This is a genomic window from Shewanella sp. ECSMB14101, assembly GCF_000773485.1.
In the GTDB taxonomy this organism is placed as follows: Bacteria; Pseudomonadota; Gammaproteobacteria; order Enterobacterales; family Shewanellaceae; genus Shewanella; species Shewanella marisflavi.
This window is the reverse complement of sequence record NZ_JSFF01000021.1, coordinates 38,653-54,863: the sequence shown is the minus strand read 5'-3', so window position 1 is coordinate 54,863 and position 16,211 is coordinate 38,653. Positions and strand designations below refer to the sequence as shown.

The window sequence follows — 16,211 nt, the reverse complement described above, 5'->3', positions numbered from 1 at the left end:
TAGCTGACTGGCACATTATCTACTGGTGTCGGTCTCTATTGTCGGTACCGCAATATGTTTGCTACCCCACCTTGAAGATTTTTCTTTCTTTAGACTAATGCTTTTTTGTATACAGTATGCTAAAAATGCAGGTTATCCATTGATGTTTTCTACGGTGACCGCAGACTTGTTCGGCGGTTGCCTTGTAAGGTGTAAGATATGATTGAAGCGAGTGTAACAACCACCAAGGGCGTGGGCGGCTCAACGCCCGAGCAGGAGCTGGCAAAATTATCTGATATGACTCAAGGCGTTGAGGCTCCCTCGGCGCAAGAGTATCGTGCCCGCATCGAAAAGGCGCAGGGCCTGATGCGTCAACAGGGGATAGGGGCTATCTACCTTAATGCAGGCACTAACCTCTACTATTTTACCGGAACACGCTGGTATGCCAGTGAGCGTATGGTGGGTGCCATTTTGCCTGCCGATGGCGAACTGGAATATATCGCTCCGGCGTTTGAACTCGATACCCTCAAGGGCTACATGGTGATTGAGGGGCGGGTGAACTGCTGGCACGAAGATGAGAGCCCCTATGCGCTGTTTGTTAAACGTCTGGGGGAGCTGGGGATTTGTCAGGGTAAGTTGGCCATGGATGAGTCGGCGGCCTTTTTCATCTTCGATGGCGTACGTCAGCTGAGCAGTGAGTTTGAATTTGTGAACGGTAAGTCGATCACCGCAGCCTGTCGCATGATCAAGTCTGAAGCTGAGTTGGCCCTGCTGCAGCGTGCTAAGGATATGACGCTGGAGGTGCATAAGGCGGCGGCGCGTATCTTACGTGAAGGGATCACAGTGGGCGAGGTGGAGAATTTTATTCATCAGGCGCACAAAGCCGTGGGCGCACCGGCGGGTTTATACTTCTGTATTGTGCTCTTTGGCGAAGATACCGCCTATCCCCATGGGGTGAAATCGCCTAAGGCGCTGGCGTTAAACGATACCGTGCTGATTGATACAGGGTGTCAGTTACATGGTTATAACTCAGATATTACTCGTACCTATGTGTACGGTACCCCAAGTGAGCGTCAGCGTCAGTTGTGGCAACTTGAGCAAGATGCCCAGCTGGCGGCCTTTGAGGCAGCTAAATTGGGTGCGCCTTGTTCTAGCGTCGATCGCGCCGCGCGCGATGTGATCGAACAGGCTGGTTTCGGCCCAGGTTATGACCTGCCGGGTCTGCCCCATAGAACGGGTCATGGTATAGGTCTGGATATTCACGAATGGCCCTATTTAGTGCTGAACGATCACACGCCGCTGGCCGCAGGCATGTGTTTTAGTAATGAACCCATGCTGTGTGTTCCAGGCGAGTTTGGGGTGCGTCACGAGGATCATTTCTACATGACGGAGAGCGGGCCGAAATGGTTTACCCAACCAGCTCACTCAATCGATAATCCCTTCGGGTATTGATATAAAAAAACGCGCCCTAAGGCGCGTTTTTTATTGCTGCAGAAGCGAGTTGTGCACCTGCTATTTATCAATGCTGATCAGCTCGACATCGAAGATGAGCACTGAACCGCCGGGGATCTTGCCAGCGCTGCGGTTGCCATAGGCCAGGCTGCTGGGAATAAAGAAGCGGGTCTTTTCGCCTTCGACCATCAGCTGCACCCCTTCGGTCCAGCCTTTAATGACGCGATTGAGTGGGAAGGCGATAGGTTCGCCGCGCTCGACTGAGCTGTCAAATACCGTACCGTCGATCAGGGTGCCATGGTAATGCACTGTCACTGTATCGCTCGCCTTAGGGTGGTCGCTGCCATCGCCCTTTGCCAAGACTTGGTATTGCAATCCCGAGGCGGTCTCAACAACTCCCTCTTGTGTCTTGTTTTGGGTTAAAAAGGCTTCGCCCTTGGCGATATTTTCCTTTGCCGCCTTTTGGTTGTTCATACTGGTAAAGAAGTAAAACAAAACGCCGGCGATCACCACGACTGCTAATATGATTCTCATTATTGATTTTCCTGTAAAAGTGCGGCCCTCATCATAGCCAATTGTCCTCTTTGGGTAAACGAGCCCTAGGTAAACTTATTCTTGGCTAATTGGCTTTTAATTAAATGAAATCAGCGCTTGCCCCTGGGGTGACAAGATGGCGAATAACAGCCCGAGATTGATCAATACCATTAGCCAGAGCATCAAGCGAAAGGAGCGCTTACTGGATTTGTGCCTGAGTTGCTGCTGAGCCAGCATAGCCCCCGGCCAGCCACCAAGAAGCGATAACCAATGCAATCGACTCTCTCTTATACGCCATCTGTCTTGTTGGGCAGCCCTTTTGTCTAGGGCATAGCAGATAAAAGTGAGCAGGCTCATAATGGCATAATAGATAAAGACGCCTATCGGCAGCAGGTGTTGCTGCTCGGCAAGTAGCAGGCCGATAAATAGCCCGATAATCAAGAATAGGCGCAATTTAGCGCCTAACGTCCATCGAGTCTTTTTCTGTTTACGCTTGTTCCCATTGCTCTTTGTGGCACTGGGTTTGGCCCTATGCTCGTCTAATTTTTGATGCTGCTTTGGGTTATTTGGGCGATGTTTTCTCATAGTTTAATCTAGGGATAAATGCCGACAGTGCGCTTTATACCATTTAGAAATAGACGATCTCCAGTTCATACAGGGTGGCGTTATCATCATAAGAGTCATACTTAGCCACGAGAGAGAAGTTGTTCTCTGAAACTTCGACGCTGTCGAACTCATCGTTAGCCTGGTCGAACTGCTCAAGCAACTTATTTTTTCGCGATGGAATAGCCATACTTTCGCAAAGCTCTGTGAGGTCGGCATCATCCATTTGTTGATAGATGCCAGAAGCCAGTTTGACCTTATGCAAGGTGTCGCCGTTGAACTTGAGCTGCAGATGGTTGCCTAGCAGCCACCATTCGCCATCACTGGAGATCGCTAACCTTGCCATGGTGGGATAAGTTTTCTGAAGCTGCTGCAGGCTGGGGCGGTCCTGGAGTAACGAAGGGGTAAGACGCTGCAGCAGTGGCGAGAGTGACTCGTTGTCGGGTTGTTTTCCTCGCAGCGTCAGTTTCCCCTTGTCTTGATAGAGACTGAAGCCGGTTAATTGGGCTTCAGGTGCGGCGTCCTTGTTCTGATGAAAGGTGTCAAAATTAAGGGTTAGATGACGATTACCGTCACTAAGTTTTAGCTGGTCAGGACGTTTTGCTTGATTGATGCCTAAGGCTTGGCTCACCTGAGACATGGGCGTGCGATAGGCGAACTCACCATTAATCAGCCAGGGAGCGCCATCGAATCCGTCGCGATAATCGATAAGATTCTGCCCCGTATTATTCAGAGGACTAAAGTCAGTAGAGATGGCCGATAGTCGCTTTTTGGTAAATACAAACCAGAGTTGCCTGCCGTAACCCCAAGCAAAATCCTGCGCGCTAAGCGGTAACTCTATGCTTGCGGGGCCGAGTAACTCATAGATCGCCTCGGGGCTCATGCCAAGTGTTGCGCCGTAGACCCCTTTGTCTAACGAGACTAAGGCGGGAGGCACAGTCTTCGCCGCCGCAAGCTTGGCGGCTGATTTAGGGGTAGGTGGCTCGAAGGTGTATTCAAAGTGTGACTGACGGATCTCATAGCCTTTGCTGTCATAGGCAGCCGCTTGTTGAGACAGGCTTTTATCATGATCGCAGAGACGATATAGCTCAGCTTCGAGATGGGTCTTTAGCTGGGTCATTTTAACCATCTCTTGTTGCGAGTGTTGAGACAGCTTTTTTTGCTTCATCTTGCTGACAATATGATTGCCCACCTGGGTGAGTAAGATAGCTTCAGCGCCTTGCTCTGTGGCCCGTTGGACAAGTTGCGCCAATGCCGCCTTAAAGGCCTCACTTTCCAGAGGCTTAGTATCAGCAGGATATTTATGGCTGGTAAGGGTCAGAGAGATAGGTGTTAGTGTTTGTTCAATACAGCTTGGCTTTTTATCATAGATCTTGGCGCTTATATCTGCGCCTTTATGATCGTCATTGGCCGTGGCGTTAGCGGTAAGGCAAAGAGACCCCAATAGCAGAGTGAAAGGTGAGAGTGTCCTGAAAGTCGATGTCATGTGGCGCGTCCCTGATGCCAAAGTATGTCACTAACTTGAGAGACTGAGGACAAAATGTCAAATTTTCATAGGATTATCGATATTCACTTTGCTGGGAACCGGGGCGGAGTTTAAGCCGCCCTTTAACACTGTTTGTTAAATTCGCCTCTAACGAGCGGCTATGCTTTTGTGGGTTTAAGGGAGATCCACAGCTTGATATGACCTTCGACCACCACAACGTCATTCTTATCCAGAGCAGTCACAGCCACCAGCATGTCACCTTCAACCCACTGCTCTGGCTTAACCTGGGCGATACAACGGATATCGCTGCCTGCCTTGGCGGTGTAGTCGACGCTCATCCCCTTGGGGATCCAGCGCAGATGAGGCGGAATAGAGGCCTCAGCCATAGTCCCCATAGCCATCTCTAGGCCGTTACAGATAGCAATCACATGTACCGTGCCTATGTGGTTTTGTACTGTCTTACGCTTTCGCACCAGCACCTGGCAATAGTTGGGTTTTAGCTCGGTGATAAGTGGTTTAACGGTGGCAAAGTAGGGGGCCATACGAGACACCATGACGGAAAATAGCTTATGGCCAAATGGCCATTTGGTCAGTCGGTGGTAGAGTGCCATCACTTTTGTTGGTTTGTTATTCATTGGCTTATCTCGCTAATAGAAAACCTTGTCTGCTGTATAGAGAAAGTTTGGTCTGGTCAGATGAGTTGCTAGACTAGCCTAATAACAACCGCTTAACAATAGTGGGCCGGACGTCTCGTTAAACCAAACTTCATTTTCCATTGCTGGGCGAGGATGCGTATAATCTGCCCCGACAAGCGAATGCTGTAACTCAGACCAACTTAAGGATTTTGCGTGAAATATCTGCTGACCTATTTTAAAGGGATGGCCATGGGGGCCGCTGATGTGGTGCCCGGCGTGTCCGGTGGCACTATCGCCTTCATTACAGGCATACTCCATCCACTATTGGACAGCATAAGAAAGGTCAACCCCAGCCTGTTAGGCATGATACGCCAGCAGGGGATAAAAGCCGCATTTATGCACATTAATGGGCCATTTTTACTGGCGGTGTTTGGCGGCATTTTGACCAGTATTTTTACCCTGGCAAAGCTAATCACTTACATGCTGCATAACCATCCTATTCCTGTGTGGTCATTTTTCTTTGGGCTGATTCTGATCTCTGTGGTGCACATGCTCAGACAGGTTAATGGCTTCTCAGTCGGACGTTTGCTGCTGTTTGCACTCGGTGTGGCCTTCGCCTGGGGGATCACCGTATTGCACCCGATAGATATGCAGATGAATACCCTGAACGTTTTCATTGGCGGCAGTATTGCCATTTGTGCCATGTTGCTGCCGGGGATCTCCGGCAGTTTTATCTTGTTGCTACTAGGGCTTTATACCTCAGTGCTGGGTGCCGCTAAGAGCCTGGATATTCCTGTGTTGCTAACCTTTGCCAGCGGTTGTGTGTTTGGGCTGCTCTCATTCAGTCATCTGTTGTCGGCACTGCTGCGCAAATATCATGACGCCACCCTGATCTTTTTAACCGGCTTGATGCTCGGTACCTTGGGTAAGATTTGGCCCTGGAAGCAGGTGCTGACCTGGCGTGAAAATTCGGCCGGAGAGCAGGTGCCTTTGCTGGAACAGAATCTCTCTCCGATGAGTTTTGAGCAGTTGACGGGGCAGCCGTCTCAACTTGCGCTGGCTATCTGCGCCATGTTGCTGGGCATCGCCTTGGTTGGTGGGTTAGAGTATTTTGCTGGCGCAAAGGATAAAGCTGAATAAGCGAATGGGGTCTGGACTCATGGGCGAGTTGTTTTAGTCGCTTATTCCACGGCCTGAATCGCACGACCTGGTTCTAGCGAGCAAGTACGCAGCTACAGGTCAAAAGGTTAAGCTCTTAGCACTAGCACTAGCATTAGAGCAGAGAAAGTGCCACGCAAGATGGCCGCTGGAATCAGGTATTCGCGGCCATCATGCACAGGGCAGACTGGTTTAGCCTGCCTGGCGAGAGTTGTCGATGGTTTTCTTGTCGTAATATTCGAAGGGGAACAGGTTGCGAATGCGCTGGGTGACGGCATCACTGACGTTTGCCGACACATGCAGTCTCACACCGCCGTTCTTTTCGGCGCGCACCACGCAGGTGAGTTTTTCACTCTTGGCGATAGCTCTGCACTCTCGTTGAAATTTCTCTGGGATCTTGCCCTTATGGGAAATAAGACGCCCATCCTTAAAGTGCATCTCAAACAGGGGTAAGCCACGTTTGCCTGAGAAGATCAGCTTATAGATCACAAAAAGACCCACCAGGATAAAGACGATTTTAAATAGGGTTTCAGTCATAATCACTCCTTAGCTTTATAGCTTGAAGATACTCCCGGCAACGCTTTTTTCCTAGCGGCTTAGATCAAATTTTTAATAAACTGGCTATACTCTTCGAAGGAGTTTAATACGTTAAGGACAACACTATGCACCTCTCTAATGCCCGTCGCTGGGAAAAGCTCTGCCATCAGCAAGCTAATATTCTGCAAGATTTATCAAAAACCTTTCCCGAGCGCGCGCGGGAGCATCAGGAACTGGTTAACTATTGGCGTATGCTGGCTGAGCGGGTTCGCCGCGGTGAGAGCCTGAAGCTGTAATAAAAAACCGCCAATCTTGGCGGTTTTTTTGACAATCACTTAGGTTGGGGAAAGAGGGTTAGAAGCTGTAGCTGGCTGACGCCAGAATAGTGCCTTCATTTTTCCAAGGACCATCGGTGATCTCATTTTCGCTGCTCAGGTTAGTGTCTAACCAAGCCAGTGAAAAGCCAAATCCATTCATCTCTGTTGAGACGCCGATTGAGTAGTCTAGATAGTTTTCACCCCAGTCCAGATCGGCACCGTCGCCATAGTTGTAGCCTACATGAAGGTCAAGACTCCAGTTTTCGGCGAACCCGTAAGAGTAGTTCACTTCAGTGTAGTGCAGTGACACGTCTGCGTTGGCATAGTCGTTGGTGTACCACTGTGCAACATGGAAGTCGGCGATATAGAAGCCCAAGGTCGCTTCCAGATACTGGCTGCTCTCATCTTGTCCAGGATAGGTGTAGTAGGTGAGGGTAAAGTCATATTCTACTGCATCATCTTCGCCAAAGGCGCCGGCATAACCTGCGTAAATGTCAATCTCGACATCGGCGTCATAGCTTTCATCATCGACATTACTTCCCCAAGCGCCGACAAAAAAACCACTTTCCATGCTGTAATCTATGCCGGCTTGAACGGCAAAGTCGCCAGCGGTTTGTGAGACACCGCGAAAGCGGTAATCGTTAGTGATGCCTATCTCTCCCGAAACTTCGGCTTGAGCTAAAGGTGTAATTAGCGCAGTTGCCAAGGTTAAGCCAGCTAGTTGGGCTATCCGTTTCTTATTAAATTTTTTATACACGGTGGTTTCTCCATTTCACTTTGTTGACACCAGTCTGATTAGCAAGCTAACCCGACCAGATTAAGCCAAACAACAGCTAAGATGCTGAGACAACATGGCAATACTGATAATTATTTTTGTTCAAAAACGACGTAGATCTTGCGGCACTCCTGCAGCACTCGCCATACCCCTTTAAACCCTGCTGGGATAACGAAGCGATCGCCTTTAGTGACCGTGATGCTATTGCCAGCTTCATCGATAATTTCGCTGCTGCCTGACAAGATCTCGCAATACTCATGTTCGCTGTAGTTGACCTTCCAACTGCCGACCTGACCCTGCCAGACCCCGGCGTGAAATTGATCGCAGGGGCTGGAGTAGTGATTCTCCAGTTGCTGTTTCGGCTCCCCGCTAAGCACCTTCTCAGGTGCGACTTCATAATGTTCTGTCTTAACCTTATGTTGGCCAAAATTGATGATGGCATCAATAGTTTGCGTCATATCGGCTCCAAAAACTATAACAAATATTTAAGGCGCAGCACTGCGCCTTAAGGGAATTTATTTCATGGTAGGCATCACAAACTCTGCCTGACCGCTGTTACCTTTTGGCCAGCGGGCGGTGATCGCCTTTCGCTTAGTATAGAAACGCACCCCATCTGGACCATGCATATGCAGTGGGCCAAAGAGCGAGCGTTTCCAGCCGCCGAAGCTATGGAAGGCCATAGGGACTGGGATAGGGACATTGACCCCTACCATGCCGACCTGTACATGATGGCAGAAGTGTCTGGCTGCCTCACCGCTCTGGGTAAAGATGGCGGTGCCGTTACCAAACTCATGCTCATTGATCAGCGCTAGCGCCTCGCTATAATCTTTGACGCGCACGATAGCAAGTACCGGGCCGAAGATCTCCTCTTTATAGATGGTCATCTCTGGAGTGACATGGTCGAATAGGCAGCCACCGAGGAAGTAGCCCTGCTCGTGGTCAGCAACAGTGAGTTGACGGCCGTCAGCCAGCAGAGTCGCCCCTTCGGCAACACCTGTGTCCACATAGCCGCGCACCTTCTCCAGATGCTGAGCCGAGATCAATGGTCCCATCTCCATCTCACCTTCGAGGCCATTGCCCACCTTGAGTGCCTGGATCTGTGGCAGGAGTTTCTCTACTAGCGCATCGCCCACATCACCGACGGCAAGTACTACTGAGATCGCCATGCAGCGCTCCCCTGCACTGCCATAGGCGGCGCCCATCAGGGCACTGACCGCCTGGTCAAGATCAGCATCTGGCATCAACAGCATATGGTTTTTCGCGCCGCCCAGCGCCTGGACTCGTTTGCCGTGTGCGGCTGCGGTTTGATAGATATACTCGGCAATAGGGGTTGAGCCAACGAAACTCACCGCTTGAATATCTTTGTGGGTCAGTAAAGCATCTACCGCTTCCTTATCGCCGTTGACCACGTTAAACACGCCATCTGGTAGGCCTGCCTCAGTGAGGAGTTCTGCCATACGCATTACAGAGGTAGGATCTTTCTCTGAGGGTTTCATGATGAAGGTGTTACCCGCTGCAATGGCGATGGGGAACATCCACATAGGTACCATGACCGGGAAATTAAAGGGCGCGATGCCTGCAACCACCCCTAAGGATTGGTTGAGTGTCCAGGCATCGACGCCACCACCGACTTGCTCTGTATGCTCGCCCTTGAGCAGATGTGGGATACCGCAGGCAAATTCCACGACTTCCAAGCCGCGAATGATTTCGCCCTTGGCATCGTCAAGCACCTTGCCATGTTCACGGGTGATCATGGCGGCCAGTTCATCCATGTTGGCTTCGACCAGGGCCTTGAACTTAAACAGGATGCGTGAACGGTTGAGCGGGGTCATCTCTGACCAGGGGCCGTGGGCCTTTTTCGCCAACTCGACGGCTGCATCGACCTCTATGGCGCTGGCCAGAGAGACATTAGCCTTGTGCTGACCTGTCGCGGGTTCGAAAACGGCGGCGCTGCGTTCACTCTTGTCTGTGTGTCGGCCGTTGATGTAGTGGTTTATCTGCTGCATAGCACGTAAATTCCCTGCAAAAATCTTAATGTCTTTCTATTGAATAGGGTTAGCCAACGCTGATGATGGCATCGCTTAAGGTATTGATTATCTGATCTATCTGCGCCTCTTCCACTATCAGTGGTGGCGATAGGGCGATAGTGTCGGCCGTAGCCCTGACTAAGGTACCGTTCTTGAAACAGGTCTCGAAGATACCGTAGCCACGCTTACCAATGCCTTTGTCGCTTGGGCTAAACTGGATGCCAGCCACTAGGCCTGTGTTACGAATGTCGATGAGATTCGGCAGTCCTTTGAGGCTGTGTACCGCCTGTTCGAAGTAGCCTTCCAGCGACTTGGTGCGTTCGAACAGCTGCTCCTCTTGATAGATATTTAAGGTGGCTATCGCGGCGGCCGCAGCAACCGGATGACCCGAATAGGTATAGCCATGATAGAGTTCGATGGCGCCCTCTGGGGCGTCCATGCTGGCATCATAGATAGCATCATCGATCAGCACGGCGCCCATAGGAATGGTGCCATTGTTGAGCGCCTTGGCGGTGGTGATCATGTCTGGTGTGACGCCCCAGCGCTGACTGGCAAAGGCATCGCCTACGCGTCCAAAGCCGGTGATCACCTCATCGAAGATCAACAAAATGCCATGTTGCTTAGTGATTTCTCGCAGACGCTTGAGGTAGCCCTGTGGCGGCAGAATGACGCCGGCAGAGCCTGACATAGGCTCGACGATCACCGCGGCGATATTTTCGGCGCCATGGAGCGTGATCAGTTGTTCGAGTACCTCTGCTTTTTCTGCGCCAGCCTCAGGGAGTCCTTTGCAGAAGGCATTGGCCTTGATATCTAGGGTATGGGGCAGATGATCGACCCCTTGCAGTAACTGCTGGCTGAAGGTGCGGCGGTTACCGCCAATGCCACCTACTGAGATACCGCCGAAGCCGACGCCATGGTAGCCAAGCTCTCGACCGATAAAACGGGTACGGGTGGCTTCACCACGGGCTCTGTGATAGTTGAGGGCGATCTTTAATGCGGTGTCGACAGACTCAGAACCCGAGTTAGTGAAAAATACCTTATTGATCCCCTTTGGAGCGATGGCAGCGAGACGCTCGGCCAGTTCGAAGGCCAGCGGATGGCCCATCTGGAAAGAGGGGGCATAATCCATTTCGTGGATCTGTTTGCTAACCGCTTCAGAGATCGCCTTGCGACCGTGACCGGCATTACAACACCATAGACCTGCGGTGCCATCGAGTACCGGGCGACCCTTCACATCCGTGTAGTACATCCCCTCCGCCTGCGCGAGCAGGCGTGGGCTTTGCTTAAACTGTCTATTGGCGGTAAAAGGCATCCAATAGTGTTCCAGAGTGCCTGTGGCCTGCTGGTCAGCGCGATTAAAATCTTCCATATCATCTACCCTGGTTCTGTGTAATTGTTGTTTTATTGAGTGGTTGATATTTGCTATGCTATGTCAGAAATAATGAACATGAAAGCTTTTTGTTCATTATTTATAGCAAAAAATAACTTTTTGTAAAAAATATTGAAATTGAATTGGGGTTAAGCGTAATCTAGGGCAGGCATTGTCGCTGTATGAATCGCGCCTGGGCCGGTTCAGCATTGACGCTAAAGCAATTATCACCCGTTAAGAGGTCAGAATGAGTACTCCACAAAATCGTGAACAATGGCAACAGATGGCGGATAACCTGGTTATTCAGGGGCAGGCATTTATCAATGGCGAGTATTGCGCCGCCGATTCAGGTGACACCTTTGATTGCATCAGCCCCATAGATGGTAAGGTGCTGACCCAGGTAGCCAGTTGCGATCTCGTTGATGCTAACCGCGCCGTGGCCAATGCCCGCGAAGTGTTTGAGCGCGGCGATTGGTCTCAGCTGCCGCCGGTTAAGCGCAAGCAGGTGATGATTCGCTTTGCCGATCTGCTTGAGGCTCATAAGGATGAGTTGGCCCTGCTGGAAACCTTAGATATGGGTAAGCCTATCCGTTATTCTGGCGCCGTCGATGTGGCGGGCGCCGCCCGTGCCATTCGTTGGTCGGGTGAGGCGGTCGATAAGATCTATGATGAGATTGCCCCGACGGCCCACAATGAAATTGGCATGATCACCCGTGAGCCTGTGGGTGTGGTGGCGGCGATTGTTCCCTGGAACTTCCCCCTCTTGATGGCATGCTGGAAGTTGGGCCCTGCGCTGGCTACAGGTAACAGTGTGGTGTTAAAACCGTCAGAAAAATCTCCCCTAACCGCCATCCGTATGGCGCAGTTGGCGATAGAAGCTGGTATTCCTAAAGGTGTGCTTAATGTGCTACCGGGTTACGGTCATACCGTGGGCAAGGCGCTTGCGCTGCATATGGATGTCGATACCCTGGTATTCACCGGCTCGACTAAGATCGCCAAGCAGTTGATGATCTATGCGGGCGAGTCCAACATGAAACGTGTCTGGTTAGAGGCGGGCGGCAAGAGTCCGAATATCGTCTTTAATGATGCGCCAGATTTGAAAGAGGCGGCCATCGCGGCGGCCTCAGCCATCGCCTTTAACCAGGGCGAGGTGTGCACCGCTGGCTCTCGTTTGCTGGTGGAGTCGGGCGTTAAGGAAGAGCTTATTAAACTTATTGAAGCTGAGATGCAAGCCTGGCAGCCAGGGCATCCGCTGGATCCTGAGACCACCTGTGGCGCCGTCGTCGATCAGCAACAACTGGACAATGTACTGCGCTATATTCGCGCCGGAGTCGCCGAAGGGGCCCAGCTACGCCAAGGTGGACAGCAGGTGTTGGCTGAGACTGGTGGTGTGTATGTGGCGCCGACTATCTTTGCCAATGTGAACAATGAGATGACCATCGCCAAGGAGGAGATCTTCGGGCCTGTGCTTTCTGTGATCGCCTTCGATGGGATGGAGGAAGCTATTCGTATTGGTAACGATACCATCTACGGATTGGCCGCAGGTGTGTGGACCTCAGATATTAGCAAGGCCCACAAGACGGCCAAGGCGCTGCGCAGTGGCATGGTGTGGATCAATCACTATGATGGTGGCGATATGACAGCGCCGTTCGGCGGCTATAAGCAGTCGGGCAATGGCCGGGATAAGTCGCTACATGCCTTCGATAAGTACACAGAGATCAAGGCAACCTGGATTGCTCTCTAGTTTAGTCTGGTCTAGGTTCAGCTCACGCTGAAAACTGCTTTACCAATAGCCCTTTAGCTTATAAAGGGCTTTTTTATGTCTGTCATTTCGCTTGGTCATTATAAGTCACTTGTCCTTATCCCTATGCATCGTATATTGTTTTAGCAGTAAAACGTTATCACATTGAGAAGAGGGGTGAGGTTGATGCTGACGAGCCCCCAGATTGGGAGTCTATATGGAATATCCGTTGGTGACGACGGCTTGGCTTGAAGCGAACCTGTTTGAGTCAAATCTAGTCCTGCTCGATGCGAGCATGGAGAGTGTCGTTGGCAAAGAGCCTATCTTGTATGATGAGTTTGTCTGTATCCCCAGGGCGCAGAAGTTCGATCTTGAGAAGGTGTTTTACGACAGCACATCAACTCAGCTTCACGCCATGCCGACGCCTGAGCAATTTGCCAATGAGGCCACGGCGCTGGGGATCGACAGAGACAGTTTAGTGGTTGTCTATGATAATCAGGGGATCTATAGCGCGCCCAGAGCCTGGTGGATGTTTAAACTCATGGGCCATGCAAACGTCTACGTGCTCGATGGTGGACTGCCTCAGTGGCTAAGCGAGTCACGCATGACCAGTGAAACCTATCAGATACCAGTGCTCGATGAAGCGCGCGAAGCCTATCGGGTCGATTATCAGCCGTCGTTTATCTGTGATGCTAATCAAGTGCTGGAGCGGCTAGGCGGTAATAGTGCCATCTTAGATGCCAGGGCGGCAGCGCGTTTTAGCGGTGAAGCCAGTGAGCCAAGGCCTGGGGTGCGTAGCGGGCATATTCCCGGCTCAGTTAACCTGCCGTTTGCCGATCTACTGCGTGGTCACAGAATTAAGCCTGTTGAAGAACTTGAGCAGATCTTTGAATCGCTGCTCGGTGATATGGAGGCTGAGCGTATCTTCAGTTGTGGCTCAGGCATTACCGCCTGCATCTTGATCTTGGCCTCGGTGGCTGCTGGTCACGACAAGGCGGTGCTTTACGACGGCTCCTGGGCCGATTGGGGCACCAACCCTGATCTGCCCATTGAATGATACCAATCGTAATAAATAACTGATCATTTTAGCTTGTTAAAACGCTCGATAACTGCGTTAGTATTTTTGATTGTAGAATAACTACTTATCGAAAAATCCTGCCTTGTTCTCAAGCGTTTTTCCTGTGCTATTTCTGATCACTTACTTACTGTGATTGGTATTAGGGCTTAATTGCCACTAACAGAAAAGGTGCCTAGGGCACCTTTTTTATAGGTTATCGATTTAAGGCTAAAACAGATCTTTGAGCCTGTGGTATAGCATGCCGGCTGCCAGCATGGGCGACCGAAACGTTGGTCCGCCGGGGAAGGTCATATGTTGTACCCTGTCGAAGATATCGAAACGCTCAGCCTGGGCCGTCAACGCTTCGGCGATCAGCTTGGCGGCCATGTGGGTGGCGTTAACGCCGTGGCCGGCATAGGCCTGTGCATAGAGAATATTGGGGCAATCAGGTAGCCTGCCGATCTGCGGTAGACGATTGGCGCCAATGCCTATCATGCCACCCCATTCGTAGTCGATTTTGACCCCTTTAAGTTGAGGGAATACCTTCTCCAGGTTAGGGCGCAGGGCGGCGTTGATGTCCTTGGGATCTTTGCCCGAGTAGGTACATAGGCCGCCAAACAGCAGGCGATTATCCTGGGAGAGGTGGAAGTAATCGAGATCGATACGCATATCGGCAAAGGCCATATTTTGTGGAATGATCTCGTCACACTGTTCCTGGGTCAGTGGTTCGGTGGCTAACAGATAACTGCCTGCTGGCAGCACCTTGCCACCCACATAGCTATTGAGTTCGTGGCCGATATAGGCGTTGCCCGCGAGCACTAGATAGCGACAGTCGACGCGGCCGTGCTGAGTATGCACTATGGGGCGCTCTCCCTTAACTATCTTGGTGGCGGCGCTATATTCGAACATCTTCACCCCTAAACTGCGGGCCACCTTGGCTTCGCCAAGGGCGAGATTGAGGGGATGCAGGTGGCCGCTGTTCATGTCGACTAGTGCGCCGCTATAGATGTCTGAGCCTATCACTTCGCCGAGCTGGTGTTTCTCCAGCAGTTTAAAGCCTTCGCGCCCCTGATTGAGCATCTCCTGGTAGTCGGCGGCAAGCTCCTTCATGTGTCTGGGCTTGGTGGCCAGATCGCAGTAGCCCATCCTTAGGTTACAGTCGATATTATGTTCGGCGATACGGTTACGTACTATCTCCACCGCTTCGAAGCCCATCTCGTGAATGGCTGCCACACCCTCAGAGCCTATTTCGTTACGAAACTGTTCGACATCGTGGCCTATACCACGGATCAGCTCGCCCCCATTGCGGCCCGATGCCCCCCAGCCGATCCGCTTAGCCTCAAGCAAGACAACGCTGAAACCTTTCTGAGCCAGCTCTATGGCGGTGTTGATACCACTAAAGCCGCCACCAACGATGCAGACATCGGCACTGATCTGTTCGGTGAGCTGAGGCTGTGGTTCCAGGGCATTAGCTGTGGCATGGTAGTAAGAATCGGGATATTGGTCACTGTGGACCGGGCGCTTGCTAGTCATCTTGGCTCCGAATGCGGGGTTTATTCTTGTTATTCGACTAAATTGGTCAGAGTAAGTATACTTTTGACCCTTGAGTTGGTTATACTTCACACCTGTTGATTATATTTAACATGCTTTTTAGTTTGATACAAACTAGTATGGGAAATTGTTTCGGCTGGGGTCTTGTTGGATAGGAGATGTTTTTTGGATATAGGCGCAAATCTCAAAGCTGTTCGTAAAATGAAAGGGTTATCGCAACGCGAGTTAGCCAAACGTGCCGGCGTGACCAACAGCACCATCTCTATGATCGAGAAGAACAGCGTCAGTCCGTCGGTAAGCTCCCTGAAGAAAGTTTTGTCGGGATTACCTATGTCTCTGGTGGATTTCTTTTCCATCGAAGAAAGCATGCCCTGTGAGCAGAAGGTGGTTTACCGCTCAGGTGAGCTGCTGGATATCGGCGATGGTAATCTGGATTACAAGCTGATCGGCAGGGACTACCCTAATCGTGCCATGTCTGTGATGAACGAGGTCTACCCGCCAGGGTCTGATACCGGAGAAGAGATGTTACAGCACGAAGGTGAAGAGGCGGCCATGGTGATTGAAGGTAAACTAGAAATCACCATAGGCGATGAGGTCTATGTGTTGTCCGAAGGCGACAGTTACTACTTTAACAGTGAGCTGCCCCATAGGTTCCGCAATCCATTCGATAAACCTTGCCGTATCGTCAGCGCGACCACGCCTGCCAATTTCTAATCTGTCTGCTGGGCGCAGAGCCCAGCACCTCCACTTTCCCCTCATGTTTTCCTGTTCATTTCCCTGTAATGTTTTCGCTTACTTGTGTAAATAATTTTACCCATAAGATTGGCTTTTACGATTTTTAATCGCCGCCAAACTTTGGGAGCTGTTTCACAAAACAATTGACCCTAATTTAGTCGATTATCGGTGGTGATATTAAATTTTATCGTCTTTCACTATTGTTTTAATTAGTTTTTATTTTATTTGTTACCTGCTTGTTTATTTTGTTTTCTA

16 protein-coding genes are annotated in these 16,211 nt (G+C 50.9%); 6 read left to right on the top strand and 10 right to left on the bottom strand.

Going from position 1 to position 16,211, the window contains the following annotated elements; translation table 11 throughout:
• Positions 1-198: 198 nt before the first annotated feature.
• On the top strand, positions 199-1,431 hold the full coding sequence (locus tag NY07_RS14895; RefSeq protein WP_033540144.1) for a M24 family metallopeptidase: 1,233 nt from the start codon (positions 199-201) through the stop codon (positions 1,429-1,431).
• 60 nt (positions 1,432-1,491) lie between these two features.
• On the opposite strand, the gene NY07_RS14890 is transcribed toward NY07_RS14895, so the two are convergent.
• The 4 genes from NY07_RS14890 to NY07_RS14875 form a co-directional block, all read right to left on the bottom strand.
• Positions 1,492-1,965 (bottom strand): FKBP-type peptidyl-prolyl cis-trans isomerase, encoded by a 474-nt coding sequence (locus tag NY07_RS14890; RefSeq protein WP_033540143.1) that lies wholly within the window; start codon positions 1,963-1,965, stop codon positions 1,492-1,494.
• Positions 1,966-2,061: 96 nt separating this feature from the next.
• On the bottom strand, positions 2,062-2,550 hold the full coding sequence (locus tag NY07_RS14885; protein WP_140946931.1) for a DUF1294 domain-containing protein: 489 nt from the start codon (positions 2,548-2,550) through the stop codon (positions 2,062-2,064).
• Positions 2,551-2,593: 43 nt separating this feature from the next.
• Positions 2,594-4,054: a hypothetical protein gene (locus NY07_RS14880; RefSeq protein ID WP_033540142.1), complete on the bottom strand. Its 1,461-nt coding sequence runs from the start codon at positions 4,052-4,054 to the stop codon at positions 2,594-2,596.
• Between the two features lie 158 nt (positions 4,055-4,212).
• The gene (locus NY07_RS14875; RefSeq protein WP_033540141.1) at positions 4,213-4,689 is read right to left on the bottom strand and encodes a hotdog fold domain-containing protein; all 477 of its coding nucleotides are present in this window, start codon (positions 4,687-4,689) and stop codon (positions 4,213-4,215) included.
• Positions 4,690-4,902: 213 nt separating this feature from the next.
• Between NY07_RS14875 and NY07_RS14870 the strand changes: the two genes are divergently transcribed.
• Positions 4,903-5,829, top strand: a complete 927-nt coding sequence (locus NY07_RS14870; protein WP_033540140.1) for a DUF368 domain-containing protein — start codon at positions 4,903-4,905, stop codon at positions 5,827-5,829.
• A 210-nt stretch (positions 5,830-6,039) separates the two neighbouring features.
• Here the strand turns inward: NY07_RS14870 and NY07_RS14865 are convergent, their stop codons facing one another.
• On the bottom strand, positions 6,040-6,384 hold the full coding sequence (locus NY07_RS14865; protein WP_033540139.1) for a DUF3634 family protein: 345 nt from the start codon (positions 6,382-6,384) through the stop codon (positions 6,040-6,042).
• Positions 6,385-6,509: 125 nt separating this feature from the next.
• Here NY07_RS14865 and NY07_RS19635 point away from each other — a divergent pair, with 125 nt between their 5' ends.
• Positions 6,510-6,680 carry a hypothetical protein gene (locus NY07_RS19635; protein ID WP_181404190.1) on the top strand — a complete coding sequence of 57 codons (171 nt, stop codon included), beginning with the start codon at positions 6,510-6,512 and terminating at the stop codon, positions 6,678-6,680.
• Positions 6,681-6,738: 58 nt separating this feature from the next.
• Here the strand turns inward: NY07_RS19635 and NY07_RS14860 are convergent, their stop codons facing one another.
• The 4 genes from NY07_RS14860 to NY07_RS14845 form a co-directional block, all read right to left on the bottom strand.
• A complete protein-coding gene (locus NY07_RS14860; protein ID WP_033540138.1) occupies positions 6,739-7,458 on the bottom strand; it encodes a TorF family putative porin in 720 nt (239 codons plus the stop codon).
• A 110-nt stretch (positions 7,459-7,568) separates the two neighbouring features.
• Complete coding sequence (locus tag NY07_RS14855) at positions 7,569-7,934, bottom strand: cupin domain-containing protein (protein WP_033540137.1); 366 nt, start codon at positions 7,932-7,934, stop codon at positions 7,569-7,571.
• Positions 7,935-7,991: 57 nt separating this feature from the next.
• Positions 7,992-9,482, bottom strand: a complete 1,491-nt coding sequence (locus NY07_RS14850) for a CoA-acylating methylmalonate-semialdehyde dehydrogenase (RefSeq protein WP_033540136.1) — start codon at positions 9,480-9,482, stop codon at positions 7,992-7,994.
• 49 nt (positions 9,483-9,531) lie between these two features.
• A complete protein-coding gene (locus NY07_RS14845; protein WP_033540135.1) occupies positions 9,532-10,872 on the bottom strand; it encodes an aspartate aminotransferase family protein in 1,341 nt (446 codons plus the stop codon).
• 247 nt (positions 10,873-11,119) lie between these two features.
• On the opposite strand from NY07_RS14845, the gene NY07_RS14840 reads away from it, so the two are divergent.
• Positions 11,120-12,616 (top strand): aldehyde dehydrogenase, encoded by a 1,497-nt coding sequence (locus tag NY07_RS14840; protein WP_033540134.1) that lies wholly within the window; start codon positions 11,120-11,122, stop codon positions 12,614-12,616.
• Positions 12,617-12,830: 214 nt separating this feature from the next.
• Complete coding sequence (locus NY07_RS14835) at positions 12,831-13,670, top strand: sulfurtransferase (RefSeq protein ID WP_033540133.1); 840 nt, start codon at positions 12,831-12,833, stop codon at positions 13,668-13,670.
• Between the two features lie 228 nt (positions 13,671-13,898).
• On the opposite strand, the gene NY07_RS14830 is transcribed toward NY07_RS14835, so the two are convergent.
• The gene (locus NY07_RS14830; protein WP_033540132.1) at positions 13,899-15,203 is read right to left on the bottom strand and encodes an NAD(P)/FAD-dependent oxidoreductase; all 1,305 of its coding nucleotides are present in this window, start codon (positions 15,201-15,203) and stop codon (positions 13,899-13,901) included.
• Positions 15,204-15,386: 183 nt separating this feature from the next.
• Between NY07_RS14830 and NY07_RS14825 the strand changes: the two genes are divergently transcribed.
• Positions 15,387-15,935, top strand: coding sequence for a cupin domain-containing protein (locus tag NY07_RS14825; RefSeq protein ID WP_033540131.1), 549 nt, complete (start codon positions 15,387-15,389; stop codon positions 15,933-15,935).
• Positions 15,936-16,211 lie beyond the last annotated feature (276 nt).